The 23,164-nt window shown below is 57.6% G+C and carries 19 protein-coding genes; 16 read left to right on the top strand and 3 right to left on the bottom strand.

Annotation, left to right across the window (positions count from 1 at the left end):
• Positions 1-22: 22 nt before the first annotated feature.
• From pilW to ACXAD0_RS15560, 8 genes are all read left to right on the top strand, one after another.
• Entirely contained in the window at positions 23-802 is a 780-nt protein-coding gene (gene pilW, locus ACXAD0_RS15595; protein WP_475089535.1) for a type IV pilus biogenesis/stability protein PilW, read from the top strand.
• The gene (locus ACXAD0_RS15590; RefSeq protein WP_475089534.1) at positions 792-1,784 is read left to right on the top strand and encodes a RodZ domain-containing protein; all 993 of its coding nucleotides are present in this window, start codon (positions 792-794) and stop codon (positions 1,782-1,784) included. Before pilW ends, ACXAD0_RS15590 begins: the two co-directional genes overlap by 11 nt.
• 151 nt (positions 1,785-1,935) lie before the next feature.
• A complete protein-coding gene (ispG, locus tag ACXAD0_RS15585; protein WP_475089533.1) occupies positions 1,936-3,048 on the top strand; it encodes a flavodoxin-dependent (E)-4-hydroxy-3-methylbut-2-enyl-diphosphate synthase in 1,113 nt (370 codons plus the stop codon).
• Between the two features lie 77 nt (positions 3,049-3,125).
• On the top strand, positions 3,126-4,388 hold the full coding sequence (hisS, locus tag ACXAD0_RS15580) for a histidine--tRNA ligase (RefSeq protein WP_475089532.1): 1,263 nt from the start codon (positions 3,126-3,128) through the stop codon (positions 4,386-4,388).
• 81 nt (positions 4,389-4,469) lie between these two features.
• On the top strand, positions 4,470-5,198 hold the full coding sequence (locus tag ACXAD0_RS15575) for a YfgM family protein (RefSeq protein WP_475089531.1): 729 nt from the start codon (positions 4,470-4,472) through the stop codon (positions 5,196-5,198).
• Positions 5,195-6,358 (top strand): outer membrane protein assembly factor BamB, encoded by a 1,164-nt coding sequence (gene bamB, locus ACXAD0_RS15570; RefSeq protein WP_475089530.1) that lies wholly within the window; start codon positions 5,195-5,197, stop codon positions 6,356-6,358. Before ACXAD0_RS15575 ends, bamB begins: the two co-directional genes overlap by 4 nt.
• Positions 6,359-6,486: 128 nt before the next feature.
• Positions 6,487-7,881 (top strand): ribosome biogenesis GTPase Der, encoded by a 1,395-nt coding sequence (gene der, locus ACXAD0_RS15565; protein WP_475089529.1) that lies wholly within the window; start codon positions 6,487-6,489, stop codon positions 7,879-7,881.
• An 87-nt stretch (positions 7,882-7,968) separates the two neighbouring features.
• Positions 7,969-9,432, top strand: a complete 1,464-nt coding sequence (locus tag ACXAD0_RS15560; RefSeq protein WP_475089527.1) for an NAD-dependent succinate-semialdehyde dehydrogenase — start codon at positions 7,969-7,971, stop codon at positions 9,430-9,432.
• Between the two features lie 36 nt (positions 9,433-9,468).
• On the opposite strand, the gene ACXAD0_RS15555 is transcribed toward ACXAD0_RS15560, so the two are convergent.
• Together ACXAD0_RS15555 and ACXAD0_RS15550 are read right to left on the bottom strand one after the other, a co-directional pair.
• The gene (locus ACXAD0_RS15555) at positions 9,469-9,882 is read right to left on the bottom strand and encodes a hypothetical protein (protein WP_475089526.1); all 414 of its coding nucleotides are present in this window, start codon (positions 9,880-9,882) and stop codon (positions 9,469-9,471) included.
• Between the two features lie 66 nt (positions 9,883-9,948).
• Positions 9,949-10,461: a MerR family transcriptional regulator gene (locus ACXAD0_RS15550; protein ID WP_475089525.1), complete on the bottom strand. Its 513-nt coding sequence runs from the start codon at positions 10,459-10,461 to the stop codon at positions 9,949-9,951.
• 133 nt (positions 10,462-10,594) lie between these two features.
• On the opposite strand from ACXAD0_RS15550, the gene tsaA reads away from it, so the two are divergent.
• The 5 genes from tsaA (at position 10,595) to ACXAD0_RS15525 (ending at position 15,793) form a co-directional block, all read left to right on the top strand.
• A complete protein-coding gene (gene tsaA / locus ACXAD0_RS15545) occupies positions 10,595-11,305 on the top strand; it encodes a tRNA (N6-threonylcarbamoyladenosine(37)-N6)-methyltransferase TrmO (RefSeq protein WP_475089524.1) in 711 nt (236 codons plus the stop codon).
• A gap of 120 nt (positions 11,306-11,425) precedes the next feature.
• On the top strand, positions 11,426-13,537 hold the full coding sequence (locus tag ACXAD0_RS15540) for a protein-disulfide reductase DsbD family protein (RefSeq protein WP_475089523.1): 2,112 nt from the start codon (positions 11,426-11,428) through the stop codon (positions 13,535-13,537).
• 101 nt (positions 13,538-13,638) lie between these two features.
• Entirely contained in the window at positions 13,639-14,253 is a 615-nt protein-coding gene (locus ACXAD0_RS15535) for a thioredoxin family protein (protein WP_475089521.1), read from the top strand.
• Between the two features lie 30 nt (positions 14,254-14,283).
• Positions 14,284-14,787: a protein disulfide oxidoreductase gene (locus ACXAD0_RS15530; protein WP_475089520.1), complete on the top strand. Its 504-nt coding sequence runs from the start codon at positions 14,284-14,286 to the stop codon at positions 14,785-14,787.
• Between the two features lie 193 nt (positions 14,788-14,980).
• The gene (locus tag ACXAD0_RS15525; RefSeq protein ID WP_475089518.1) at positions 14,981-15,793 is read left to right on the top strand and encodes an MBL fold metallo-hydrolase; all 813 of its coding nucleotides are present in this window, start codon (positions 14,981-14,983) and stop codon (positions 15,791-15,793) included.
• 60 nt (positions 15,794-15,853) lie between these two features.
• On the opposite strand, the gene ACXAD0_RS15520 is transcribed toward ACXAD0_RS15525, so the two are convergent.
• Positions 15,854-17,914 (bottom strand): TonB-dependent receptor plug domain-containing protein, encoded by a 2,061-nt coding sequence (locus ACXAD0_RS15520; RefSeq protein WP_475089516.1) that lies wholly within the window; start codon positions 17,912-17,914, stop codon positions 15,854-15,856.
• Positions 17,915-18,057: 143 nt separating this feature from the next.
• On the opposite strand from ACXAD0_RS15520, the gene ACXAD0_RS15515 reads away from it, so the two are divergent.
• The 3 genes from ACXAD0_RS15515 to cobN all read left to right on the top strand — a co-directional run bounded on the left by ACXAD0_RS15515 (position 18,058) and on the right by cobN (position 23,117).
• Positions 18,058-18,612, top strand: coding sequence for a MotA/TolQ/ExbB proton channel family protein (locus ACXAD0_RS15515; RefSeq protein ID WP_475089514.1), 555 nt, complete (start codon positions 18,058-18,060; stop codon positions 18,610-18,612).
• Complete coding sequence (locus ACXAD0_RS15510) at positions 18,612-18,956, top strand: DUF2149 domain-containing protein (protein ID WP_475089513.1); 345 nt, start codon at positions 18,612-18,614, stop codon at positions 18,954-18,956. Before ACXAD0_RS15515 ends, ACXAD0_RS15510 begins: the two co-directional genes overlap by 1 nt.
• 114 nt (positions 18,957-19,070) lie before the next feature.
• Positions 19,071-23,117, top strand: coding sequence for a cobaltochelatase subunit CobN (gene cobN / locus ACXAD0_RS15505; protein WP_475089511.1), 4,047 nt, complete (start codon positions 19,071-19,073; stop codon positions 23,115-23,117).
• Positions 23,118-23,164 lie beyond the last annotated feature (47 nt).

The following is a 23,164-nucleotide window of genomic DNA, read 5'->3' as shown; positions in this document are numbered from 1 at the left end:
AATAAAAATTAAAGGTGATGTTGTGTTGGCACGACCCTTTTCCTTGCCCCTCGCCGCAATCCTGCTGAGTGTGTGGCTGACAGGCTGTGTGACCACCGGCCTCCCGCCCAAGCAGGAGGTCAATCTGGATAAAGCGGTCGAGACCCATGTCCAGCTCGGTCTGCGCTATCTCCAGAGTGGCGATAATCGCGATGCAGCCCGATACCACTTCCACAAGGCCCTCGAACTGGGCAAGCGCAACCCACAGGCACACCATGGCCTGGCGATCCTGTACCAGGCGGACAGTGAGCACGAAGTTGCTGAAAAGCATTTCCGCAAGGCCCTGCGCTTCGATCCCGAATTTTCCATGGCACGGACCAATTACGGTGCTTTCCTGTACAAGCGCGAGCGTTATGAAGACGCGGTAGAGCAGTTTGAAAAAGCTGCCGCAGACCTTGCCTACAATCGTCGTTCCTACGCCCTGACCAACCTCGGCCGGAGCGCCCTGAAACTGGGCGATACCGAAAAGGCTGAGCAAGCGTTTACCCGTGCGCTCGCGCTGGACAAGCGTTTGCCGATCGCGCTCCTGGAGCTCGCGGAGCTCAAGTATCAGGCAGGTGCCTATAGCCAGGCGAAGCGCTACCTCGATTTGTACGCGCAGGGTAATCGGCAGGTGCCCAAGTCCCTGTGGCTCGGCGTACGTATCGAGAAAGTATTTGGCAACCGTGACAAAGAGCGGAGTTACGGTCTCGCCCTGAAGAATCTCTATCCCTACTCGGCGGAAACGCTGGAATACCAGAAGATGATGGCCAATGACGGATAACGTGAGCGATCAGGTAGTACAGGAAAACCCGGCGGAGGTAGCGGCCGATTCAACAATGACCCCTGGCGAGCAGTTGCGCACCGCGCGTGAGCGCGCCGGGATAAGCTGCGCGGAAATGTCTGAGCGGCTGTGCCTGACGGGCACCAAACTGGAACTGCTGGAGGCAGATAGCTTTGACCGGCTGCCCGGTCCCTTGTACGTGCGCGGCTACATCCGCAACGTGTGCAAGGAGCTGGATATGGACCCTGCCCCTGTCCTGGAAGCTTATGCCGGTTACTGCGGCGCGGAAGGCGAGAGTGCAGCGATTGTTGCACATATCCAGAGCAGTGCGACACCGGGTGCACGCAAACGTGCCGGTTTCCCTGGTATGGCCCTGTTACCGCTGGTCCTGGTCGGCGCCGTATTCTGGTGGTTCAACGGTCGCGAAGCGGCACCGCCCGCTGCCGTATCCACCCCGGCTGTTGCGCCTGAGGCTATCGCGACCGTTGCAGAGGCCCCAGTCGAACAGTCCCAAGCTTCTGTGGACGGTGCGGCAGAGCTGCTGCCCGTGAACGAGGAAGACGTTGCTGCTTCGCCGGAAGCTGCAGCCTCGCCGGCAACTATCGAGTCCCCAGCGTCAGCAAGCCTGTTTGAGGTAGCCGCGGCAGCCTCTGCGGATGCGACGGAAACGGTCGCAGACGAGCCTGTTGCCGAGGCGCCCACTGCGGCAGCGGCGCCAGTGGCTCAATCGGAGCGTGCGACCAGTGGACCGCTGGAGCTGAGCTTCACCGAGGAGGCCTGGGTCGAGGTGACCGATGCCAGTGGGCAGGTGCTGCTGGCAAATCTGCAAGGCGCCGGGACCCGTATTGCCCTGGAGGGTGTCGCGCCTTTCAGTGTGATGATGGGCAATGCCGCGGCAACCGAGGTTCGCTACCTGGGAGAGCTGGTGGACAGTGATCCACTCGGTTCCCGCCGCACCCGTCGCCTGACGATTGGCGAGTAAGCGGCTCTGTGATCCCGCGCTGCGGCGCGGGATCACCATGTAACCCGCCACCGCCAGATTCCTCTCCCGGCCAGAGACCATCGAATTTCACGCTGTCAGGCCCTATAATCTCCCCTCAATTTTTCAGACGGCAGTACTGTCAGGTCATCCTATGCAATTTGAGTCTCCCATCGTACGCCGGGTGTCGCGCCAGATTATGGTGGGCAATGTGCCTGTGGGTGGCGGTGCGCCCATCTCTGTTCAGAGTATGACGAATACCGATACCTGCGACGTGGCTGCCACGGTAGGGCAGGTGCGTCAGCTCGAGCAGGCCGGAGCGGATATTGTGCGAGTCTCCGTCCCGACAATGGATGCTGCAGAGGCGTTTGGTGAGATTCGCAAGCAGGTCGACGTGCCGCTGGTAGCCGATATCCACTTTGATTACCGGATTGCCCTCCGTGTGGCGGATCTGGGCGTGGATTGCCTGCGCATCAACCCGGGTAACATTGGGCGGGAAAAGCGTATTCGTGCCGTCGTCGACAAGGCGCGTGACCTGAATATACCGATCCGCATCGGGGTTAACGCAGGGTCACTGGAGAAGGACCTGCAGAAAAAGTACGGAGAGCCCACGCCCGATGCGTTGGTGGAATCCGCTCTGCGTCATGTCGAGATTCTGGATGCCCTCGACTTCCAGGACTTCAAAGTGAGCGTCAAGGCTTCCGACATCTTTATGGCCACTGCGGCGTATCGCAAGCTGGCTACCCAGATTGAACAGCCCCTGCATCTCGGTATTACCGAAGCGGGTGGCTTGCGCTCGGGCACGGTGAAATCCGCCATTGGCCTGGGTGCGCTGCTGCTCGACGGTATCGGCGATACCCTGCGGGTTTCTCTCGCCGCTGATCCCGTGGAGGAGGTCAAGGTTGGCTGGGACCTCCTCAAGAGTTTGCGTCTGCGGACCAAGGGGATCAATTTCATCGCCTGTCCCAGTTGCTCGCGCCAGAACTTCGACGTGGTCAAGACCATGAATGAACTGGAAACGCGTCTGGAAGACATCACTACCCCACTGGACGTCGCTGTGATCGGTTGTATTGTCAACGGTCCCGGGGAAGCCAAGGAGGCGGATATCGGCTTGGCGGGCGGCACCCCGAGCCACGCGATTTACGTCGATGGCCAGCCCAATACCAAACTGAAAAACGATAATCTGGTGGACGACCTGGAGCGGATGATCCGCGAGAAAGCGGCAGCGAAGGCGGCCCGGGAAGCGGACATCATTGCCAAGGCCTGATGGAATCACTGCGTCCCCGCCGTGTATCCGGAAAACAGGTCGTTGAAACCCGTAAACAAGATCATTAAGGAACAGCGTTGAAACAGCTTCGCGCCATTCGAGGCATGAACGACTTGCTGCCGGGAGACTCTCCTACCTGGCAGTACGTGGAATCGACTCTCAGTGAACTCTTTGGCCGCTACGGCTATAGCGAGATTCGCACGCCCCTGCTGGAGACAACCCAGCTTTTTGCCCGCGCCGTAGGTGAGGCTACCGATATTGTTGAGAAGGAAATGTACACCTTCGACGACAAGAGTGGCGATAGCGTAACCCTGCGCCCGGAGGGTACTGCCGGCACCGTGCGTGCGGCGATTCAGAACAATTTGCTGATTACGCCCCAGCGCCTGTGGTATTTCGGGCCGATGTTCCGCTATGAGCGCCCCCAGAAAGGCCGCCTGCGTCAGTTCCACCAGTTTGGTGTCGAAGTGTTTGGCATCGAGGGTCCGGATATCGATGCTGAGATCCTGATCATGACGGCCAGGTTGTGGCGTCAGCTGGGTCTAGCCGACCATGTCACCCTGCAGCTGAACTCGCTTGGTAACAGTGAGAGCCGAGCGGCCTATCGGGATGCCCTGGTTGCCTATCTTTCTGAGCGTCGCGATCAGCTGGATGAGGACAGCCAGCGTCGTCTGGAGCGGAACCCGTTGCGTATTCTCGATAGCAAAAATGCGCAAACTCAGGAACTGCTGGCCGAGGCACCTTGTCTACTGGACTTCCTCGACGAGGAATCAGCCGGGCACTTCGAGACATTGAAGACGATCCTCGATGCGGCCGGCGTTGCCTATGAGGTTAACCCGCGCCTGGTCCGCGGCCTGGATTACTACGGCAAGACCGTATTTGAATGGGTGACAGACAGCCTCGGTGCCCAGGGTACCGTCTGCGCGGGCGGCCGTTATGATGGCCTGGTCGAACAGATGGGCGGCAAGCCGACGCCGGCGGTAGGATTTGGCCTCGGTGTGGAGCGACTGGTACTGCTGCTCGAAACATTGGCGCTGTTGCCCGAAAGCCTCGACCAGCAGGTGGATGCCTATCTGGTTGCGGTGGGTAATGTACAATCGGCGGCTCTGGCGACCGCTGAACAGCTGCGAGACAGTCTGCCCTGGCTGCGGCTGCAGACGCATTGCGGCGGCGGCAGCTTCAAGAGCCAGATGAAAAAAGCCGATAAAAGTGGCGCAGATTTCGCCCTTATTATCGGTGAGGACGAAGCGGCGGCAGGACAGGTGACTGTGAAACACCTGCGCGATGAAGCGCCCCAGCAAACCGTGACGGTAGAGCAATTGTCGGCGCTGCTGCAGGGCTGAAAATAATCACTAAACCAAGTTGGGGTGGGGTTTTGCCCGCCCCCGGAATACTCCGGCATTACAGGAAAGGCGAGTTACGCGATGGCTGAACATCTTACCGAAGAAGAACAATTAGAAGCGCTGAAACGCTGGTGGGCGGAAAACGGCAAGGGCATTGTCACTGGCGTTGTCCTGGCATTGGCGGCCTATTTCGGTTTCCAGTTCTGGGAGAGCAACGAGCGCGCCAGTGCAGAGTCTGCTTCGAATCTCTATCAGGGGTTCGTTGAGGCCATCTCTGCCAACGAGGGCAATCCCAACGAAGCACAGCGCACGACTGCCAACAGTCTCGCGGATCAGCTGAAAGAAGAGTTCGGCGATCGTATCTATGCGACCCAGGCTGCACTCGGGCTTGCGGCCATGGCGGCAGAAGGCAACAACCTCGAGGCCGCGGAGCAGCAGCTGCAGTGGGTGCTGGATAATGGCACGGCGCCAGAACTGGTTTTTCTGGCCAAGCGTCGATTGGCTGCCGTGAAGGCGGCGCGCGGTGATGCAGATGCGGGCCTGAAGTTGCTGGAAGGCACCGTGCCTGAAGCATTTGCCGCCCTGTATGCAGAGACTCGCGGCGACATTTTGTTGCAGCAGGGCGACAAGGCAGGTGCCAAGATCGCCTATGATGAAGCACTGGCCAAATTGCTGCCGGAGCAGGCCGGCTCTGCCCAGATCCTTCAGCTAAAAGCAGACAGTGTCGCTGCTGCGGCACCGAAGAAGGACGAGACTGCGGAGCAGTCCGCAGAGCCCGAGCAGGGCACACAGGAGAGTGATGAACAATGATGCCAATCTACCGCGCGCTGAAGCTGCCGCTCGTCCTGGTGTTGGGTGTGCTGCTGGCGGCATGTTCCTCTAACGAGGAAAAGGAAGATACCGACCCGGTTGAGCTGCAGGAAATTCGTGCCACTGCCGGGCTGAAAAAAGTCTGGAGCGGCAAAGTGGGTGGTATCGATCGTACCCGCTATTCCATGCTGCGCCCGGGCCTGGCCGGTGGCAACCTGATTGCAGCCAGCAGTGATGGTGATGTGTCGGCGTTTGATCGCGGTACCGGAAAGCGGCAATGGCGCACGGAACTGGATATTCCCCTGAGCGGTGGCGTTGGTGTTGGTTCCGGCCTGGCGGTTGTGGTTGATTTCCGTGGGCGGGTGATTGCACTGAACTCTGCCGACGGCAGTGAACTCTGGACCCATCAGCTGTCGGGAGAGGTGGTGTCCGCGCCGGCCATTGGATCGGGTTCCGTGGTGGTTCAGACCGTCGACGGAAAGCTGATAGGCCTGGATGCTACTGACGGCACGCGTCGCTGGCAGCACGTCACTCAACTACCGGTGCTGACCCTGCGGGGTACGGCGTCACCAATTATTTCCGGCGGCGTGGTGTTTGCTGGCCTGGATAACGGCAAGCTCATCGCTTTGAGCGCTCGTGACGGCATCCCGCGTTGGGAACAGCGCGTCGCGATTCCCCAGGGTACCGGTGAGCTGGAGCGAGTGGTGGATATCGATGGCGCGCCTGTTGTACGCGGTGAACTGGTCTTTGCCGCCAGCTACCAGGGGCGCGCGGTGGCGCTGTCACGCGAAGATGGTCGCGGTTTGTGGGCGCGGGATGCGTCTACCCACCACGGTGTGGAGGTGGGAGCCGGGCAGGTATTCCTGAGCGATGCCTCCGGAAGCGTCTACGCCTACAATGTGGGCAATGGTCAGGTTGTCTGGAGTAACGGCGACCTGCTGCGTCGTGAGCTGAGCGGTCCGGCCTATTTCGGTGATGTTCTGGTGGTCGGTGATCTGGACGGTTACCTGCATTTGCTGGATCCGGGCACCGGGGTCATGATCGGTCGCGAGAAAATTGATGGTGATGCGATTCGTATCCCCCTGCTGGTGGATGGCGACCTGCTGTTTGCCCTCTCCGATGGCGGTAAACTGGTTGCGTTGCGACTGGAACGCTTCTGAGTTCATCCTCAATCCATAGGCCTGAGCGCAGGCCCTGCCGCCCATAACGGGCGGCAAAACCTTCCGCCCGCGTTTCGCGGGCGTTCGTATTTTTGGCAAAAGTGATTTTGCCCCGAGTAGATTGAAATATGCTTCCTGTGATTGCCCTGGTAGGGCGCCCGAATGTGGGCAAATCCACCCTGTTTAATCGCCTGACCAAGAGTCGTGATGCGCTGGTGGCGAATTACGCCGGCTTGACCCGTGACCGTAAATACGGCGAAGCCGAATTCGCGGGCAAGAAAATGATTTTGGTGGATACCGGCGGTATATCCGGAGGGGAAGAGGGTATTGATGCAGCGATGGCGCAGCAGTCCATGCAGGCGATCGAAGAAGCCGACTTTGTTCTGTTCCTGGTGGATTGTCGCGCGGGCCTGACGCCCGCAGATGAAATGATTGCCGAGCAGCTGCGCACTCGTTCCAAGCCGACGCTCGTGGTCGCGAATAAGGTGGATGGGGTAAACCCCGATATCGCGCTGGCGCCATTTTATGAAATGGGCATCGGAGAGCTCTTCCCGACCACGGCGACCCATGGTCGTGGCGTACGGTCGTTGATGGAGCGGGTTGTCGATGGTCTGCCGGACCAGGTTGTGCCTGAAGCGCTCGATGAAGCCAAGGGGATCAAGATTGCCATTGTCGGGCGGCCCAACGTGGGGAAATCAACGCTGGTGAACCGTCTTCTTGGAGAGGATCGAGTGGTCGTTTACGACCAGCCGGGGACCACGCGAGACAGCGTTTATATTAACTATGAGCGCGATGAAAAACCCTACACCATCATTGATACCGCCGGCATTCGCCGTCGCAAAAATATCAGGGAGTCGGTGGAGAAGTTTTCCATTGTGAAGACGCTGCAGGCGGTAGAGGACGCGAATGTCGTGGTGCTGGTGATCGACGCGCGCGAAGGGTTGGTGGATCAGGACATGCACCTTATGGGCAGTGTCATCCAGGCCGGACGTGCTCTGGTAGTCGCGCTCAACAAGTGGGATGGCCTGGAGTCGGATCACCGCGACTACGTCAAGGCTGAGCTCGAGCGACGCCTGCGTTTTGTCGACTTTGCGGATGTCCACTTTATTTCGGCGCTGCATGGCACTGGCGTGGGTCATCTGTACGAATCCATCGAGTCGGCGTACAAGTCGGCGACGGACAAACTGTCTACCAATCACCTGACGCGCATCCTGCAATGGGCCGTTAGCGAGCACCAACCACCACTGGTACATGGTCACCGGATCAAGCTTCGCTATGCCCATGCCGGTGGGCAGAATCCGCCGGTGATTGTCATTCATGGCAACCAGACCGAGCAGGTTCCCGCACACTACGTGCGCTACCTTGAGAAGACCTATCGCAAGGCTCTGGGTCTGCACGGGACGCCGGTTAAAATTGAGTTCCGTACCAGTGAAAACCCCTATGCGGGCAAAAAGAACAAACTGTCAGATCGCCAGAAGGCGAAAAAACGTCGTCTGATGAAGTTCGTGAAAAAGAAAAAGTAGCGCTCCTCCGGGAGCTGCCGCCTGCGGTCAGAGTTGATTTTGCGCCGGCGGGCCATGGATTAGGCGGGAAGCTGAAAGGAGATCGCCATGCTGAACCTCAATAACCCAGCGCTGTTGCGTACCCAGTCATACGTCAATGGGGAATGGATAGATGCTGATTCGGGGGCCACGCTCGACGTCGCTAACCCCGCAAACGGGCAGGTCATCGCGGCCATTGCGAGTTGTGGTGCGGCGGAAACCCGGCGTGCCATTGAGGCGGCGGATGCGGCCTGGCCCGCGTGGCGGAACAAGACCGTCAAAGAACGGGCATCTATCCTGCGACGCTGGTTTCACCTGATTGTCGAGAATGTCGATGACCTCGCGGCGATCCTGACGGCAGAGCAGGGCAAGCCGCTGTCGGAATCGCGCACCGAAGTCCTTTACGGTGCGAACTATGTGGAATGGTTTGCCGAAGAAGCGAAACGTATCTACGGCGATATCATTGCCCCTCCCTCCCCGGACAAGCGGATTGTGGTAATCAAGCAGTCTGTGGGTGTTGCAGCCTCTGTTACGCCCTGGAATTTCCCCAGTGCGATGATTGCGCGAAAGATGGCCCCAGCGCTCGCTGCCGGCTGCACATTTGTCAGTAAGCCCGCATCCGAGACACCCCTCTCAGCGCTGGCGCTCGCGGTACTCGCAGAAGAGGCGGGTATTCCCGCCGGCGTATTCAATGTGGTCGCCGGTAAGAGCTCGCGGGAAATTGGCGCGGAGATGACATCCAATCCGCTGGTGCGCAAGTTTACCTTTACCGGCTCAACGGCGGTCGGTAAGCAGCTGCAGGCCCAGTGTGCGCAAACCATTAAAAAAACCTCCATGGAGCTGGGCGGCAACGCGCCGTTCATCGTGTTTGATGACGCGGACCTCGATGCTGCCGTGCAGGGGGCGCTGGTGTGCAAGTATCGCAATGCCGGTCAGACCTGCGTTTGCGCCAACCGTATTTTCGTCCAGGAAGGTGTGTATAACGAGTTCGCGCGGAAATTTTCCCAGGCCGTCAGTAACCTGAAACTCGGTGAGGGTACCGAAGATGGCGTTGAGATGGGGCCGATGATTAATGCCAAGGCAGTAAAGGATGTGCATGCGTTGGTGGATGATGCGCTGGCAAAGGGTGCCAAGGCCCCGGTGCCGGGTGGCCCGAGTGAGCGAGGTGCGTGCTTTTACGCACCTACGGTGCTGACCGATGCACGTCCGGATATGAATCTGTTCCGCGAAGAGATTTTTGGGCCAGTGGCCGCTCTGTATAAGTTCTCCACCGAGGAAGAGGTCATCCAGCTCGCCAACGATACCGAGTACGGATTGGCCGCGTATTTCTACGCCCGTGATATTGGCCGAATCTGGCGGGTAGGCGAAGGACTCGAGTACGGTATGGTCGGCGTAAACGAGGGCATCGTCTCTAACGAGATGGCCCCGTTCGGTGGTGTGAAAGAGTCCGGCACCGGCCGAGAGGGTTCCAAGTATGGCCTCGACGATTATCTGGAAATCAAATACCTGTGCCTGGGCGGTATCGACCGGTAAAGTGAGGTCGACACGCAGCCATGCGAATAGCGGTCGTCAACCAAGCGGTTTCAGATCGGGCTCTACGAATGCGTCCCTGGCGTGTGCGGAATGGAGCAGGGCGTCTGAGTAATATTTAGACAGGAACCGCGGATTGAAGAGCGCCGGGTGTATTTGCAGAAAGCCATCGGCGTCGGCGGTTGCCGTAGAATTGGACATCAAATGATGGAGTACGGTTAACCACGCGCGGGTGATGGTTTCGTGGTAGATGTTGTCTTCCACCTGGTTACGTTCGAGTAATCTGAAAATCCCTGTGCGTATCCTGCTGGCTGCTTCTTCCACGGTGTAAGTAGTCAGATAGCAGTAGGCGATGCGCAGGTGCGCGCGATGGTCGAAGTCCGCGATGGGGTATTCGCCGCTTTCGAATTGGTGCACAAAGCTTGTGTCTTGTAGTGAATGTTGATACTGCAAAATGGCTACCTCCCTTAAGTATTGATGACCGATTCTGGCCGGTTTATGACGCTGCTTGTTGAACCTCTAAAGGTTACGGATTCTGCGGATTTCCTCCGGCCCAATGCCCAGTGACTCAAGAAAGCGCTGATGCTCCTCCGGTTCCATTTGTTCGAACTTCTGGTGCCAGATCGTCATCTCTGCATCGTCGAAACCTGCTGCACGCATAATGGCGACCCATCGCTCCTTGGTGACGGCGTTGTCCCGGATCAGTTCCGGCTCCTGTAAGAGGGAAACCATTGCTTTCTGTTGATCGCGAAGCTGCTGGATTTCCCGTTCCAGCTGGTCGAAATGATCCCTGAGAATCTGGCTCTGGGATTGCGCCCCCGTGTGATCCAGTAGCGTACCGATTTGGTCTATGGGCACTCCGTAAGAACGGTAGGCGATAATGGCCTTGAGTCGCGCGACTTCTCGCTCGCCGTACCACCGGTAGCCGTTTGCGGAGCGGCTTGCGGGTTCCAGCAGTCCGACCCGTTCGTAGTAGAGCACCGAAGTACGTGAAGATCCGCAAGCGCGCGCCAGTTGGGTAACAGTCAGCATGGGCAAGTCCAGTCCATATTGCTCACAAGGGTGAACCCTATACCGGTAGACGGGTCAACAGGTAGTGAATATAGTCGAGCGAAGGTACTGGCTCAGCAAATGCTCTGAGCCCCGCTGCTGTGGATGAAACGTTATGAGTATCGAACCGATCGGCCGCGTTCACTCCTGTTTTGGGGAGAAATTCGGGGTGCCGCGCCAGCCCCTCCTGGCGGATGCCAGCCGGGCATCGATCGAACTATTGCCGCCTTGGAATTGCGCGGAGATGGTCGCGGGTTTGGAAGACAATTCCCATCTCTGGGTTGTGTTTCAGTTCCATCAGGTCGCCGGTCAATGGTCTGCCAAAGTCAGGCCGCCGCGTCTTGGTGGCAACCGCAAGCTCGGCGTCCTGGCGACGCGCTCGCCCTTCCGCCCAAACAATATTGGTTTGTCTGTGGTGCGGTTGTTGGAAGTGCGCACATCCCCGAAAGTGGAGTTGATCATCGGCGGCGCGGATTTGGTCGACGGCACTCCTGTACTGGACGTGAAACCCTATATTCCCTATGCGGATGCCCTGGAGCATGCTGTTAGTGCCTTTGCGGATGGGGCTCCTCCCCCTTTGCCCGTGGTCATTCCCGACAACGTTTTGCGGCAAGCCCGTGCCTTCCGGGACGACTGGGGCACGGATTTACCCCGGTTGATTGAACAGGTACTGGCGCAGGACCCCAAGCCGGCGTATCAGCAGCCCCAGCCGGAGCGTGTCTTTGGGATGAAACTGTGCGGCTTCGATCTGCGCTGGCGCTACGAAGATGGTCGCATCGTCGTGACCGAGTTGGCTGCTGGAGAGACTGGCGATGATTCTCCCTGATACATGCGCGGTCGATTTGCAGCGACGCGTCGAATCCGATTGAATGGTGGCAGCGTAAACGAATAACTAAGAATTGCCCGTAACAATCGTGACGTCTGTGCGACTAAGCAGGATGGTCAAATGGCGCGCTATGAGCTGGATGCTATCGCGCTGGTGACTTCCGGGCATTTTTCTAATCAGGAGCCATTGGTGAGCAAGTTGAAATCCCTTTTCAGTAGTCTGCTCCGTATCGTCCCCTTACTTTGTGTGGTCTTGTCGAGCGCCCTGTATCTGGGCGCGGCTCATGGTCAAGATACGGCCAGTGGTGACCACGTCAAGGTGCGCTGGCTCGTCCCCGACAGTTTTGAGGCGGGGCAGACCACCACCATCGGTTTGTATTTTGAAGTTGATCCGGAATGGCATGTCTACTGGCGTAATGCCGGGGATTCTGGTGCAGCGCCGCGCTTCGCATTCAATGCGAGTGGTGCACAGGTGGGCGAGACGCAATGGCCCGCGCCCGTGCGGCTTCCCGTTGAGCATCTGACCAACCTGGGGTATCCCGGTAATGTCGCGTATCTCTTCGATGTAACGCCAACGGCGGACACCGCGGAAGTCGCACTGCAGGTCAGTTTGGAATGGCTGGTCTGCAAGATCGACTGCATCCCGGGTTTCGGCAACATGAGCGTGACCAAACCGGTGACCCTGGAGGCGTCGCGCTGGCCCCCGGGTGACCTGCGCCTACGTGATCAGTTTGTTGCACAGGTCCCTCGAGCCGCGGCGTACAGCCCGTGGCAACCGGAGGGCCTGCAGCGTCTGGCAGACGGGACTGTGCAGCTCACCGTTGAAGGAAATACAGCGAGTGAACTGCCTGAAGTCTTTCCGCTGGATGGGGATGTCCTGACAGCAACCGCCCCAAAGGTACGTAGAGACGGGGATCAGCTGCAATACGTCTTTACAACGGTGCCGGGGGCGACTGAGCCGACGGCAGCGAGCTTTGTGGTTGTCGCCAACCAGGAAGCCTGGCGCCTCGACAATGTGCCGTTTGCTGCGACTGCAACGGGTCCGGCCACCGAGGCCTCTGCCACACCGCTGTGGTTGTTACTGCTGTTTGCCCTGGTTGGTGGTGCCATCCTTAACCTGATGCCCTGTGTCTTTCCGGTGCTGTCGATCAAGTTAATGGGATTGGCACGCGCGGGGGAGGGCGATGGCTCACACCTGCGCGAAGGCCTGCTGTATACCGCGGGTGTCCTGGTGACATTCGCTGCCCTGGGTGCCCTGTTGTTGGCGCTGCGCGCCGGTGGTGCAGCGGTTGGCTGGGGATTCCAACTGCAGTCACCGGTGGTGGTTCTGGGGCTGATATTGCTGTTCTGGTTGATGGCGCTCAGCTTCAGTGGCGTGTTCGAATTTGGCCACCGCCTGATGACTGTCGCCGGCAACAGTGATCGTGGGGGCAGTTTCGCCACTGGAGTGCTCGCGGTGTTCGTGGCCGCTCCCTGCACAGGCCCGTTTATGGGCGCGGCACTGGGTGCTGCAGCTGTACTGCCTGCCATGTCGGCCATGGCCGTATTTATCGGTCTCGGCGCAGGGTTGGCTGCGCCATTCCTGTTGCTCTGCATCAGCCCTGCGCTGTTGCGGCATTTACCGGCTCCGGGTCCCTGGATGGAGAAGTTGCGCCAGTTCCTGGCGTTTCCTCTCTATGCCACGGTGATCTGGTTGATGTGGGTACTGGGTCGTCTGGTGGGTGAAACCGGTTGGCTCATCAGCGCCATGTTAATGCTGGCGGTGGGCTTTGCCATTTGGCTGGCACGGGGCGCCACTCGAGTGTCGCGTCTGACGGGCTACGGTGTATTGGCTGTTGCCCTGCTCGCCGCATTCAGCACGATTCGACTGGGGTCGCCGGTTGCCACGCCGGTGGCAGAGCGTTGGCAGCCATTTTCTCCTGCGTTGATTGAGCAGGCTCAGGCGGAAAAGCGGTCTATCTTTATCGACTACACCGCCGCCTGGTGTATTACTTGCCAGGTCAACAAGAAGCTGGTGCTGGATACACCCGAGGTAGAAGCGTTGTTCGAGGCCAATGATGTACTGCTGGTGCGCGCGGACTGGACCGACCACAATCCTGATATCACTGCGGCACTAAACGCCCTCGGCCGCAATTCGGTTCCGGTCTATGCGTGGTATCCGCAAGGCGCCTCCCAGCCCGAATTACTGCCGCAAATATTACGCGAGAGCATGATCGAGGCACTGTTCGAGTAGTGTTCTGATTGGGCTTTCCCGAGGTAGCAGGCAATCGCGCATTTGCGCGGTTTGTCCAAAAATGATGTGCTAATCGCAATCTAAAAAGAGGACTTATTACCATGAAAACGACACGTACGATTCGCAATGCGTTGGCCTCGCTGATGCTGGTTGCACCCGTACTGGGGTTCGCAGCCGCAGAGCCGGGAAAGCCGGCCCCGGCCTTCTCCGAGGTAGACGCCAAGGGTGCCACGCATTCCCTGGAAGATTACAAGGGTAAGTGGTTGGTGATCGAGTGGTTCAACAAAGATTGCCCCTACGTGCGCAAGCACTATGGCAGCGGTAATATGCAGGCGCTGCAAAAAAAGTACACGGACCAGGACGTTAACTGGCTCACGGTCATCTCGTCTGCGCAGGGTAAACAGGGATACCTGAAGCCATCAGAAGCGATGGATGTCTTTGGCAGTCACAACCTGGTTGCGAGCGCCCCGTTCTTGCTCGACACCGATGGCAGCATGGGTCGGGCGTATGGTGCGAAAACCACTCCGCATATGTTCATCATTAATCCGGAAGGACAGGTCGTCTATGCCGGTGCCATCGACGACAATGACTCTGCCAACCCGGCCGTGATTCCCGACTCAAAAAATTACGTTGCAGCTGCGCTGGATGCCTCGCTGAATGGGCAGCCTATCGAGATTGCCTCGTCACGCGCGTATGGCTGTTCCGTAAAATACTGATTGGGTCGGGCTCCTTTGGGCGCACAAAAGATGGCAAGCCGGTCGCGCCGATGGCTGCGTGAAGTGCTGGTGTTCGTGGTGCTGGCCGTGCTGGTTGGCACCGCGATTGGGCTTTATCAGCAGCGAGACGTACCCAGGGATCAGGCGCCGGCGCTGGCCGGCGAGCTGTTGACCGGTGGCACGTTCGATTTGGCTGCGCTATCCAAAGAGGGGCCTGTACTTATTTACTTTTGGGCGACCTGGTGCGCGTACTGCAAGGTGGTTTCCCCCGCCGTCAGTGGGCTTGCTGAAGAGTATCAGGTCGTTTCTGTTGCCTTGCAGTCCGGTAACGATGAAGACGTTAAGCGTTTTATGGCGCGGGATAAGATTTCCATGCCGACCCTGAACGATCCCTCCGGCTTGCTCAGCCACCGTTGGGGCGTGCGGGTGACTCCGACGATTGTCATTGTCGGCAGTGATGGTCGCGTGCAGTGGGTGACCTCCGGAGCGACCTCCAAGCTGGGTCTCGAAGCCCGATTGGCGATGACCGACTAATTCTTGATCTTCCATTCTCCGAACCCTACCGCAATGGCTGAAAAGTGGCCCTGGCGGTCAGAAATGTCACTCAATATCCATCAATCTGCCATTCAATCTGGCCCGCGCACTGCCGGACAATGACCGCAGTGGCAGAATCCGCATCATCGGGGTTTCTGCATGTTTTTCGTCAGGTAACGCAAGCAGGTACCGCGTGTCTGTAATTGAGACTTTTCGCCATCACGATCTTGAAGCCATTCGCGTAGGCCGCCTGAACATGGGGGTGAATTCCTCGTTTGTGGTGTACCGACTCAATGGCACTTTGATTGATTGTGGTCCCAGCAATCAGTGGAAGTTCGTCAAGACCTTCATCCAGTCGGGGCCGGTGCGTCAATTCTTGCTCACGCATCATCACGAAGATCATTGTGGTAATGCGGGCGCGATCCAGAATCTGACTGAGGTGCAGCCACTGGCGCCTGCAGCGACGGTGGAAATCCTGCGCAAGCGCTATTCGGTACCGTTCCTGCGACGCTTTGTCTGGGGGGAGCCATTCTGGGCAGATGCTGCACCTTTGCCGCAAGAGTTACATATTGGCAAAGAGTCCGTGGAAGCGCTGTTCTCACCGGGGCATTCGGTGGACATGACCTGTTACCTGCTGCCAGAGCGCGGCTGGTTGTTTAGCGCCGATATGTATATCGCCAACTATCTCAAGATGCTCCACAACGGTGAGGACCTGCCCACACTGCTGGACAGCATCCGCAAAACATTGCGTCATGACTTCGATACTATTTTGTGTCCGCATCGGGGGTTGGTCGAGAGTGGGCACCAACGCTTGCAGGAGAAATATGAGTTCCTGCTGAACCTTTCCAGCGATGCACAGAATCTCAGCCTGCAAGGCCTGTCCCCCGGGGAAATCACGCGTAAACTTCTGGGTAAGGAACCCATGCTCGCCCTGATGACCGGGTTTGAATTCAGTAAGCAGCGTTTGATTCGCGCTTGCTTGAAAGTCCGCTTGGCTGATTATTAATTTCTTCGAAGCAGAGTGTATGCAGGGGGCCGGAGCCCCCAGACTTTGTGTCCCCGAATATTACCAGTCGTAGGTTGCGCGTAGCATGACCGCACGCCCGGGCGCGAGTAGCGTTTCGCTTGCGGTTGCGTAAACCTTATCTCCCAGATTGCTGAGCTCAAGATTCACCGAAACCTGCTGATCCGGTCCGAAGCTGGTACCTGCAGCAATGTTGGTTGTACCCCAGCCCGCATAGCGTATGCGCGTGCCATCGCTCAGCGCATCGTCGGCGCCGCTCGCCCCGCGACCGAATAGGTCCACATAGTAGCTGGGCAGCCAGCTGAAGGTGCCGTCGTAACGAATGCCGGCACGGCCCTGGATACTTGGCAGGCCAACCGCATCGGTTGCAAAGCTACCGTTGTCTTCTTCGCGATGGGTCCAGCTCGCGTTGAGGTAGGGCACCAGATTTTCAGTGACTGCATACTGTACGCTGAGCTCCAGGCCCTTGGATGTTGCGCTGTTGGCGTTGGTGTAGGTGCGTTGCTCGTCTGACAGGCACGCAATAGCCACGTCACTACAGAAGGTTTCGGTAATATAGTTCTCTGCATCAGAATAGAAGAGCGCCGCGTCCAACGTGAGGGATTCGCCATGGAAGCGGTAACCCAGTTCGTGGTTCAACGATGTTTCTGCCTTGAGGTCCGGGTTCGGATTGACGAACTCGGGGCCAAGAGTACCGCCCACCGCAAGTTGCAGCAGGTTGGGGAAGTGGTAACCCTGGCTCAGGGTGCCGCGCAGGTTGCCGTAATCACCCAGGCTGTAGTTCAGCGCGATGGAGCCAACCTGATGGCTATCATCGTGGGTGCCCGGCTCCAGTCCATCGCGGGTGGAGCTGAGCAGATCTGCTTCGATCTGGTAGCTGCGAACGCCGGTAGTCAGCAGCAGTTGTTCGGTAGCCTGCCACTCGTGCTGTGCATAAACTGCCGTCGTGGACATTTCCGCTTTTTCAATACGGCTGTCGCTGCTGTTCAGGAAGTCCATCGGCGCGTCGAAGAACATTGCGGTTTCTGTCTGTTTCGCCAGGGACTCGTCTGCGTACTGCAGGCCGACAATCACGTAATGTCCCTCCGCCGGTGTCAGGTCCAGCTGTCCGTTGATGCCATGGGTATCCAGTAGTTCAGCGATGGTGGTATCCATGGCAAAACCGGGGAATGCCATGTTCTGGACGAAGTTACGATCCACCTCCTGGGTGTAGGCATCGATATGGAAGCTGCGCAGACCCATGCCAAAGGTCTCCTCCAAGTGGCCAACGTCATATGCGATGGCAATTTTTTCCCGGTCGCGTCTGGGCATATCCAGGTGAAAGCCGGGCTCCAGATCGGCAATTTGGCTCGCCATACTGTATTGCGTGAAGTTGGCAGACAGCTTGTGATAGCCGAATTTGACGGCGCCATAGGCATACAGGGTGTCGCTGGAGAATTCGGTGTTGCTTATGGTGCCTTCCGGGGTTTCGCGGTCGCCGTGGTCAGCGGCGGTATAGGCAATCCGGTATTCATAGGTGTCGTTGCCGCCGTAAAGTGAGGCGATGGACTGGGTACCTTCCGTGGCATTGCTGAAGCTGGTGCCCAGCGTTAAATTCACCGACTCTTCGGCGCCTTTTTTGGTGATGAAATTCACCACACCACCGAGTGCCTTGCCGCCATATAGTACGGACGCTGTGCCGCGGATCACCTCGATGCGCTCGACCAGTGCCGGGTCGAGCAGCAACGGCACACCGTAGCCGGAGTGGTCTGTCACTTCCTGGCCATCAATCAGGATGGCCACCCGCTGGGAATTTTCACCGCGCAGTGTCAATCGCTTCATGCCCGGAGTGGCTGCGTCGGTAATTTGTACACCGGGTACATCCCGTAGCGCTTCCGCCAGCCCGTCATTGGTTGCCCGGGCGATGTCTTCCGCGGTAACGACGGAAATCGAGACAGGACTTTCTTCCAGAGTTCGGGTCGTTCGCGTTGCGGTAACGCTCACCTGCTCCAGATGCGGATCCTGCGCTGTATCCGTGCCTTCTTCAGCCAGAGCGGGAAAAGAGAGTGCTGCAGCCAGGGGCAGCAGGGCGAAAGGCAGTGCGCGAGCATCCATTTTGTTCATAGCGGTATCCGTTAAATCGGGGTTGGGAATTGTTTGCGAATGAGAGTGTTTCTCATTTCGGGTTGGATTCTAAGCTTAAATATGTTGATTATGCAAATAAGAATGATTAACATTTACGAAAATTTCTTGAAGGACCCAACCCAATGTCTGCTGTACAGTCCCTAGAACAGTTGATGTATCAGGTCGCAGACCTGTTGCTGGCCCCGGTACTGGTGATCATTGCCGCACTTTTTGTCTATTCCTTGATTGCGCTGGGTCGCTTTACTGGCCTGTACCTACAGCGAAAGCGCAATGCCATGCGCTATCAGCGTTTCCTGGACACTTCCAAGTCTGAGGACGAATCCGCAGCTGCACCGATGGCCGGCTACCAGCTCCATAACTACTGGGTGGCCAACCGCACTGCCAGTAGTGATGAGCTCGAGGTCTTTGCACTTAAGAAGCTTGAAAACCTGCGTGTCGTTACCCGTATCGCTCCGATGCTGGGCCTGATCGCCACCATGATCCCGATGGGACCAGCGCTGAAGGCGCTGGGTGACGGAAACCTGCAGGGGATCAGTGACAATCTGGTCATTGCATTTGCGGCCGTGATCTGGGCGCTGGTCATTTCCTCCCTGACCTATTGGCCGGCCAATGTGAAGAAGCGCTGGTTGGCGACTGAGCTCATCAACATTAACAGCTTGCGTGAAGGTAAGTCCTGATGCGCCTGCTGGATGAAGATGAGGAGCTGAACCCGATTCTCTCCGCAGTCAACCTCGTGGACGTTTTTCTAGTGATTATTGCTGCGCTGATGATTGCGCTCGCACAAAACCCCCTCAGTGTATTTTCCGATGCGGAAGATGTAACGGTGATCAAGAATGCCGGCAAGCCGGATATGGAGATCATCGTGAAAGAGGGCAAAACCGTGACCAAGTACCAGTCTTCCGGAGAGATTGGCGGTGGTGAAGGCCGTCGGGCGGGCGTGGCTTACAAAATGGCTGACGGCTCCATGGTTTACGTCCCCGAAGATAAAGAAACACCTGCACAAGGTGGTGGAGCACAGTAAGTGTATTCACCCGATTTAAGCGCCGCCGGCTAATCACAGCTACTGGCAGGTATTGAAAAGAACAGCTCAAGGATGCGGCCCGCTGAGGGGCCGCGCACCATTCTGGAATACTCTATGATCCCTTTGAATGTTTCCCGCATGGTGGCGCGATGCGCTGCCAGAGTTTCTGCCAGCACAGGACTGGTTCTGGCCCTGTTAGCAGCGGGTTTGATGGCTCCGGCAGCATACGCGGACGTGACCGCTTCACAGCGCCCGAAAGTACTGCTGTTCCAGTCCAGTCACGCGGCGCCGGCAAAGACCCGTTTGCTTAACGCAGCAGCAGAGGGGCATAGCTTTGACCTCGTTTCCGAGAAACTGTCCGGCAAGGATGAAGGAGAGCTGGCTGTACTCTGGTCTTCCGCAGACCTGATTTTGCTCGATGGCATCAACCCTGCGCTGTCGCGCTTTATGTTCCATAAACATGCACCGCTGGTACAGCAGCACCCAAAGGTGCCGGTGATTGGCGTTGGCGACGCGCCTAATTCACCAATGCATAACGGGCTTGAAGGTCAGGTACGCGAAACCATCAGTACCTACTTCCTGAATGGTGGTCGCAAGAATTACGCGAATATGATGGCGTATATTGATTACCAGCTGTTCCAGATTGGCAATGGGGAGATTGCAGCACCCCGTGAAGTTCCGATGACCGGCCTTTACCACCCATCCTATCCGCAGCAACTGACTGCAGACGAAACACAATTCTTTGGTTTTCTCGATGGCCATGCCTCCGATAAAGACCTTAGTGGCCGCAGCATTGGTATTGCCATTCACCGCTCGGTGATTGATTACGAACAAACCGGCATTGTTGATGGGCTGATCAATGCGATCGAGCAACAAGGTCTTCCAGCGTTTGCGTTCTTCCATGAAGGGGAAGATACCGAACTTAATTACATCGACCTGTTGAACGATGAGCAGGGCAATACCCGCCCGGCTCTGGTTATTTACTATCGGTCATTACACTACGCTGAAAAGCGCAAGAAAGAATTTGCCAAGCTGGATGTGCCGGTATTGCATGCACTGAACTACCAGGATGGCGACGCTGACGCTTATCTGAAAGATCACACTGGTGTGTCTGCCAACATGACGCCGTTTTTCCTGGTAATGCCAGAAAGCGCCGGTGTTGTGGATCCCACGGTTATTGCGGGTAAGAGCAGCAGCGAAGGCCACGGAGGTGGCGACAAGATCGCGTTTGATTTCCAGTTGAAGGCTCTCGCAGAGCGCGCGGCTAACCACGCGAGCCTGGCGTCTACCACTGAGGCCGATAAGAAAGTCGCCGCCTTTATCTGGAATTACCCTCCAGGAGAGAAAAACGTCGGTGCGGCCTTCCTTGATGTGCCGAGTTCGCTCAGCAACATTGCCAGCGCGCTACGCGACGCGGGCTATCAGGTAGAGGAAAAAGATCCTGCGTTCTTTATCGATGGTGCGGGCCGCTTACTGCGTCCTTTTTATCGCAATGAAGATGCGTCCGACCTGCCAGAGCAAGATCTCGCGGACTACCTGCCGCTGCAAACCTACCTGGACTGGTTCTCCAAGTTGCCGGAATCGGTTCGAGAACCGATTGTTGCGCGCTGGGGTGAGCCTGGCTCGAACGCCATGCTGGTCGATAACCCGCAAGACAACGGTAACAAAGCGTTTGTGATTCCACGCATGAACGTTGGCAACATGATCGTGTTGCCCCAGGGCGTGCGCGGTGAAGACCCCGAGGGCAGTGCTTCGCTGTATCACTCCACCGTCACCCCGCCGAACCATTACTATCTGGCGTTGTATATTTATGCCCGCGAAATTTTTGGTGCAGATGCATTTGTCCATCTGGGTACCCATGGTTCCCAGGAGTGGCTGAGTGGTAAGGAGCGTGGCCTGAGTATCTACGACGCACCTTCACTGGCGGTGGGCAATACCCCGGTGTTCTACCCCTATATTATCGATAATGTGGGCGAGGCTATGCAGGCCAAGCGTCGTGGTCGTGCCACCATGATTTCCCATATGACCCCGGGCTTTGCCAAGGCGGGTCTGTATCGAGAAGTGGCTGAACTGGGCGAACTGATCGCCAGTTATATGCAGCTGGATGAAGGCCAGACCAAGGCCAATACCCGCAACAAGATTATTGCGCTGGCGGAAGCACAGGGAATTTATAGTGATCTTGGCTTGAGCAAGGAAGAGTTTGTAGCTGAATTTGACCTGCGCCTGGCCCAGGTGCAGGACCACTTGCATCTTCTGGGCGCCGAAGCGCAGCCCCTCGGCGTACATACCTTTGGTGACCTGCCACCGGAACAGCACCTGCTGACCACCATCCTGCAAATGCTGGGCGATACGTTCCAGGAGCAGGCTTCAATGGTTGAAAAGGAGCAGGGCTGGCAGCTGTCGGAAGACCAGCAATTGGACGAACACAATGCCCTGGTGCTGGCTGCAACTCCTGGCTTCCAGTTGCTGGACCGGGTTCTGGTACAGAAAACCGAACACGTGGAATCCTTTGGCGAGCTTGCGCCAGAGGTCAAAAAGGCCCGGGAGCACTGGAATAATTTCCACCAGAGTGAAGAAATCTCTGGCCTGCTGCGTGGCCTTGCTGGTGCCTATATCCCGGTTGCCAACGGTGGCGATCCGATCAGAAACCCGCGCGCGGTCCCAACTGGTCGCAACCTGATTGGTTTCAACCCGGCCAAGGTGCCCTCAAAAGCGGCGTATGAGGCTGGCGTTAAGTCCATCGAGCAAACTATTGCGGATTATCGTCAGAAACACGGTGCTTACCCGGACAAGCTGGCTTTCTCCCTCTGGTCCCTGGAGACCATGCGTCATGAAGGCGCGCTGGAGGCCCAGATCATGCATGCGATGGGTGTCCGTCCGGTTTGGAACCAGCAGGGCAATATTACCGGTAGTGAGATTATTCCTTACGCAGAGCTTGGCCGCCCCCGTGTGGATGTTGTGATCTCTGCAACCGGTCTGTACCGGGATGCCTTCCCGAATGTGATTCTTTACCTGGCCGACGCTATCGATAAGGTGGCCAAGTTGAAGGAAGAGAGCAACTCTGTTTACGCCAATGCGCAGAAGATTCGCAATGACCTGCTGGCCAAAGGCAAGAGCGAGGAAGAGGCGGACTACCTGTCCAGCGTGCGTATCTTCTCGAATGAGACCGGTAACTACGGCACAGGCCTGGCGGGCGCGAGCCTCGCGTCCGGCACCTGGGAAGACGACGGTAAGCTGGCCGACCTGTATCTGCGTCGTATGGGCTACTTCTTCGGTAAGGACGAAAGCCGCTGGAGTGACAAGCTGGATGACGTGGACCTCTACTCCCAGGCGCTGTCCGGCACCGATGCAGTGGTCTTCTCCCGCTCCACCAACCTCTATGCCCTGATGACTAACGACGACCCGTTCCAGTACTTTGGTGGCGTGGCACTGGCTGTGCGTAGTATCGATGGTAAAACGCCGGAAATGTACGTGAGTAACCTGCGTCGACAGGATCAGGTGCGCTCGGAAACCATGGAAGCATTTATGGGCCGCGAGTTGCGCAGCCGCTATTTCCACCCGCGCTGGATTCAGGCCATGCAGGATGAAGGCTATGCCGGTGCGACAGCGATCCTCGACCGCCTGAACAACTTCTGGGGCTGGGAAGTGATGACTCCAGACCTGGTCCGTGATGACCAGTGGCAGGAGTTCTTCGAAGTGTATGTCGAAGACAAGTATGAACTGGATATGCGCGAGTTCTTTGAGGAGGCTAATGCCCACGCCCTGGCCCAGATGATGGAGCGTATGCTGGAAGCAGCGCGCAAAGGGTACTGGGATACTGACGAGGCAACCTTACGTACGCTGGTTGAAGAATATATGGAGTTGGCCAAAGAGTTCGATGTAGTGACCGATAACGAGGCCTTCAATGACTACCTGCAGGAGCAGGCTGCGGGATTTGGTCTGACTGCGCCACTGGCGCCTGGCCAGGCAGCAGATGTTCCTGCTTCTGCACCTGCCATGACCGAGCAAGTGCAGGGCCAGAAGCTCGAAGAGCAGGTGCAGCCGCAGGAAGTGGAGCGCCCGGAAATCTGGGGTCTGCTACTGCTGTTACTGGGTTGCTTTACGGTTGGGCTGGTTTCCCAGTTCCGACCGCTTGGCAGAGTTCCTGCGGCAGCTGGCTAAGCCGTAGATCTAATCCTAAGAAGGGCGCCTATAGGTGCCCTTTTTTA

This window comes from Microbulbifer sp. ABF4_148, from assembly GCF_056158985.1.
This window is presented reverse-complemented; position numbering and strand designations above follow the sequence as displayed.

Coding starts and splice junctions, on each gene's coding strand:
- ACXAD0_RS15530 (WP_475089520.1), top strand. CDS start 14,284: ATGGCAAGCCGGTCGCGCCGATGGCTGCGTGAAGTGCTGGTGTTCGTG.
- ACXAD0_RS15550 (WP_475089525.1), bottom strand. CDS start 10,461: ATGCTGACTGTTACCCAACTGGCGCGCGCTTGCGGATCTTCACGTACT.
- ispG (WP_475089533.1), top strand. CDS start 1,936: ATGCAATTTGAGTCTCCCATCGTACGCCGGGTGTCGCGCCAGATTATG.
- ACXAD0_RS15515 (WP_475089514.1), top strand. CDS start 18,058: ATGTCTGCTGTACAGTCCCTAGAACAGTTGATGTATCAGGTCGCAGAC.
- ACXAD0_RS15575 (WP_475089531.1), top strand. CDS start 4,470: ATGGCTGAACATCTTACCGAAGAAGAACAATTAGAAGCGCTGAAACGC.
- ACXAD0_RS15535 (WP_475089521.1), top strand. CDS start 13,639: ATGAAAACGACACGTACGATTCGCAATGCGTTGGCCTCGCTGATGCTG.
- ACXAD0_RS15540 (WP_475089523.1), top strand. CDS start 11,426: ATGGCGCGCTATGAGCTGGATGCTATCGCGCTGGTGACTTCCGGGCAT.
- cobN (WP_475089511.1), top strand. CDS start 19,071: ATGATCCCTTTGAATGTTTCCCGCATGGTGGCGCGATGCGCTGCCAGA.
- ACXAD0_RS15560 (WP_475089527.1), top strand. CDS start 7,969: ATGCTGAACCTCAATAACCCAGCGCTGTTGCGTACCCAGTCATACGTC.
- der (WP_475089529.1), top strand. CDS start 6,487: ATGCTTCCTGTGATTGCCCTGGTAGGGCGCCCGAATGTGGGCAAATCC.
- ACXAD0_RS15590 (WP_475089534.1), top strand. CDS start 792: ATGACGGATAACGTGAGCGATCAGGTAGTACAGGAAAACCCGGCGGAG.
- bamB (WP_475089530.1), top strand. CDS start 5,195: ATGATGCCAATCTACCGCGCGCTGAAGCTGCCGCTCGTCCTGGTGTTG.
- ACXAD0_RS15520 (WP_475089516.1), bottom strand. CDS start 17,914: ATGAACAAAATGGATGCTCGCGCACTGCCTTTCGCCCTGCTGCCCCTG.
- ACXAD0_RS15510 (WP_475089513.1), top strand. CDS start 18,612: ATGCGCCTGCTGGATGAAGATGAGGAGCTGAACCCGATTCTCTCCGCA.
- tsaA (WP_475089524.1), top strand. CDS start 10,595: ATGAGTATCGAACCGATCGGCCGCGTTCACTCCTGTTTTGGGGAGAAA.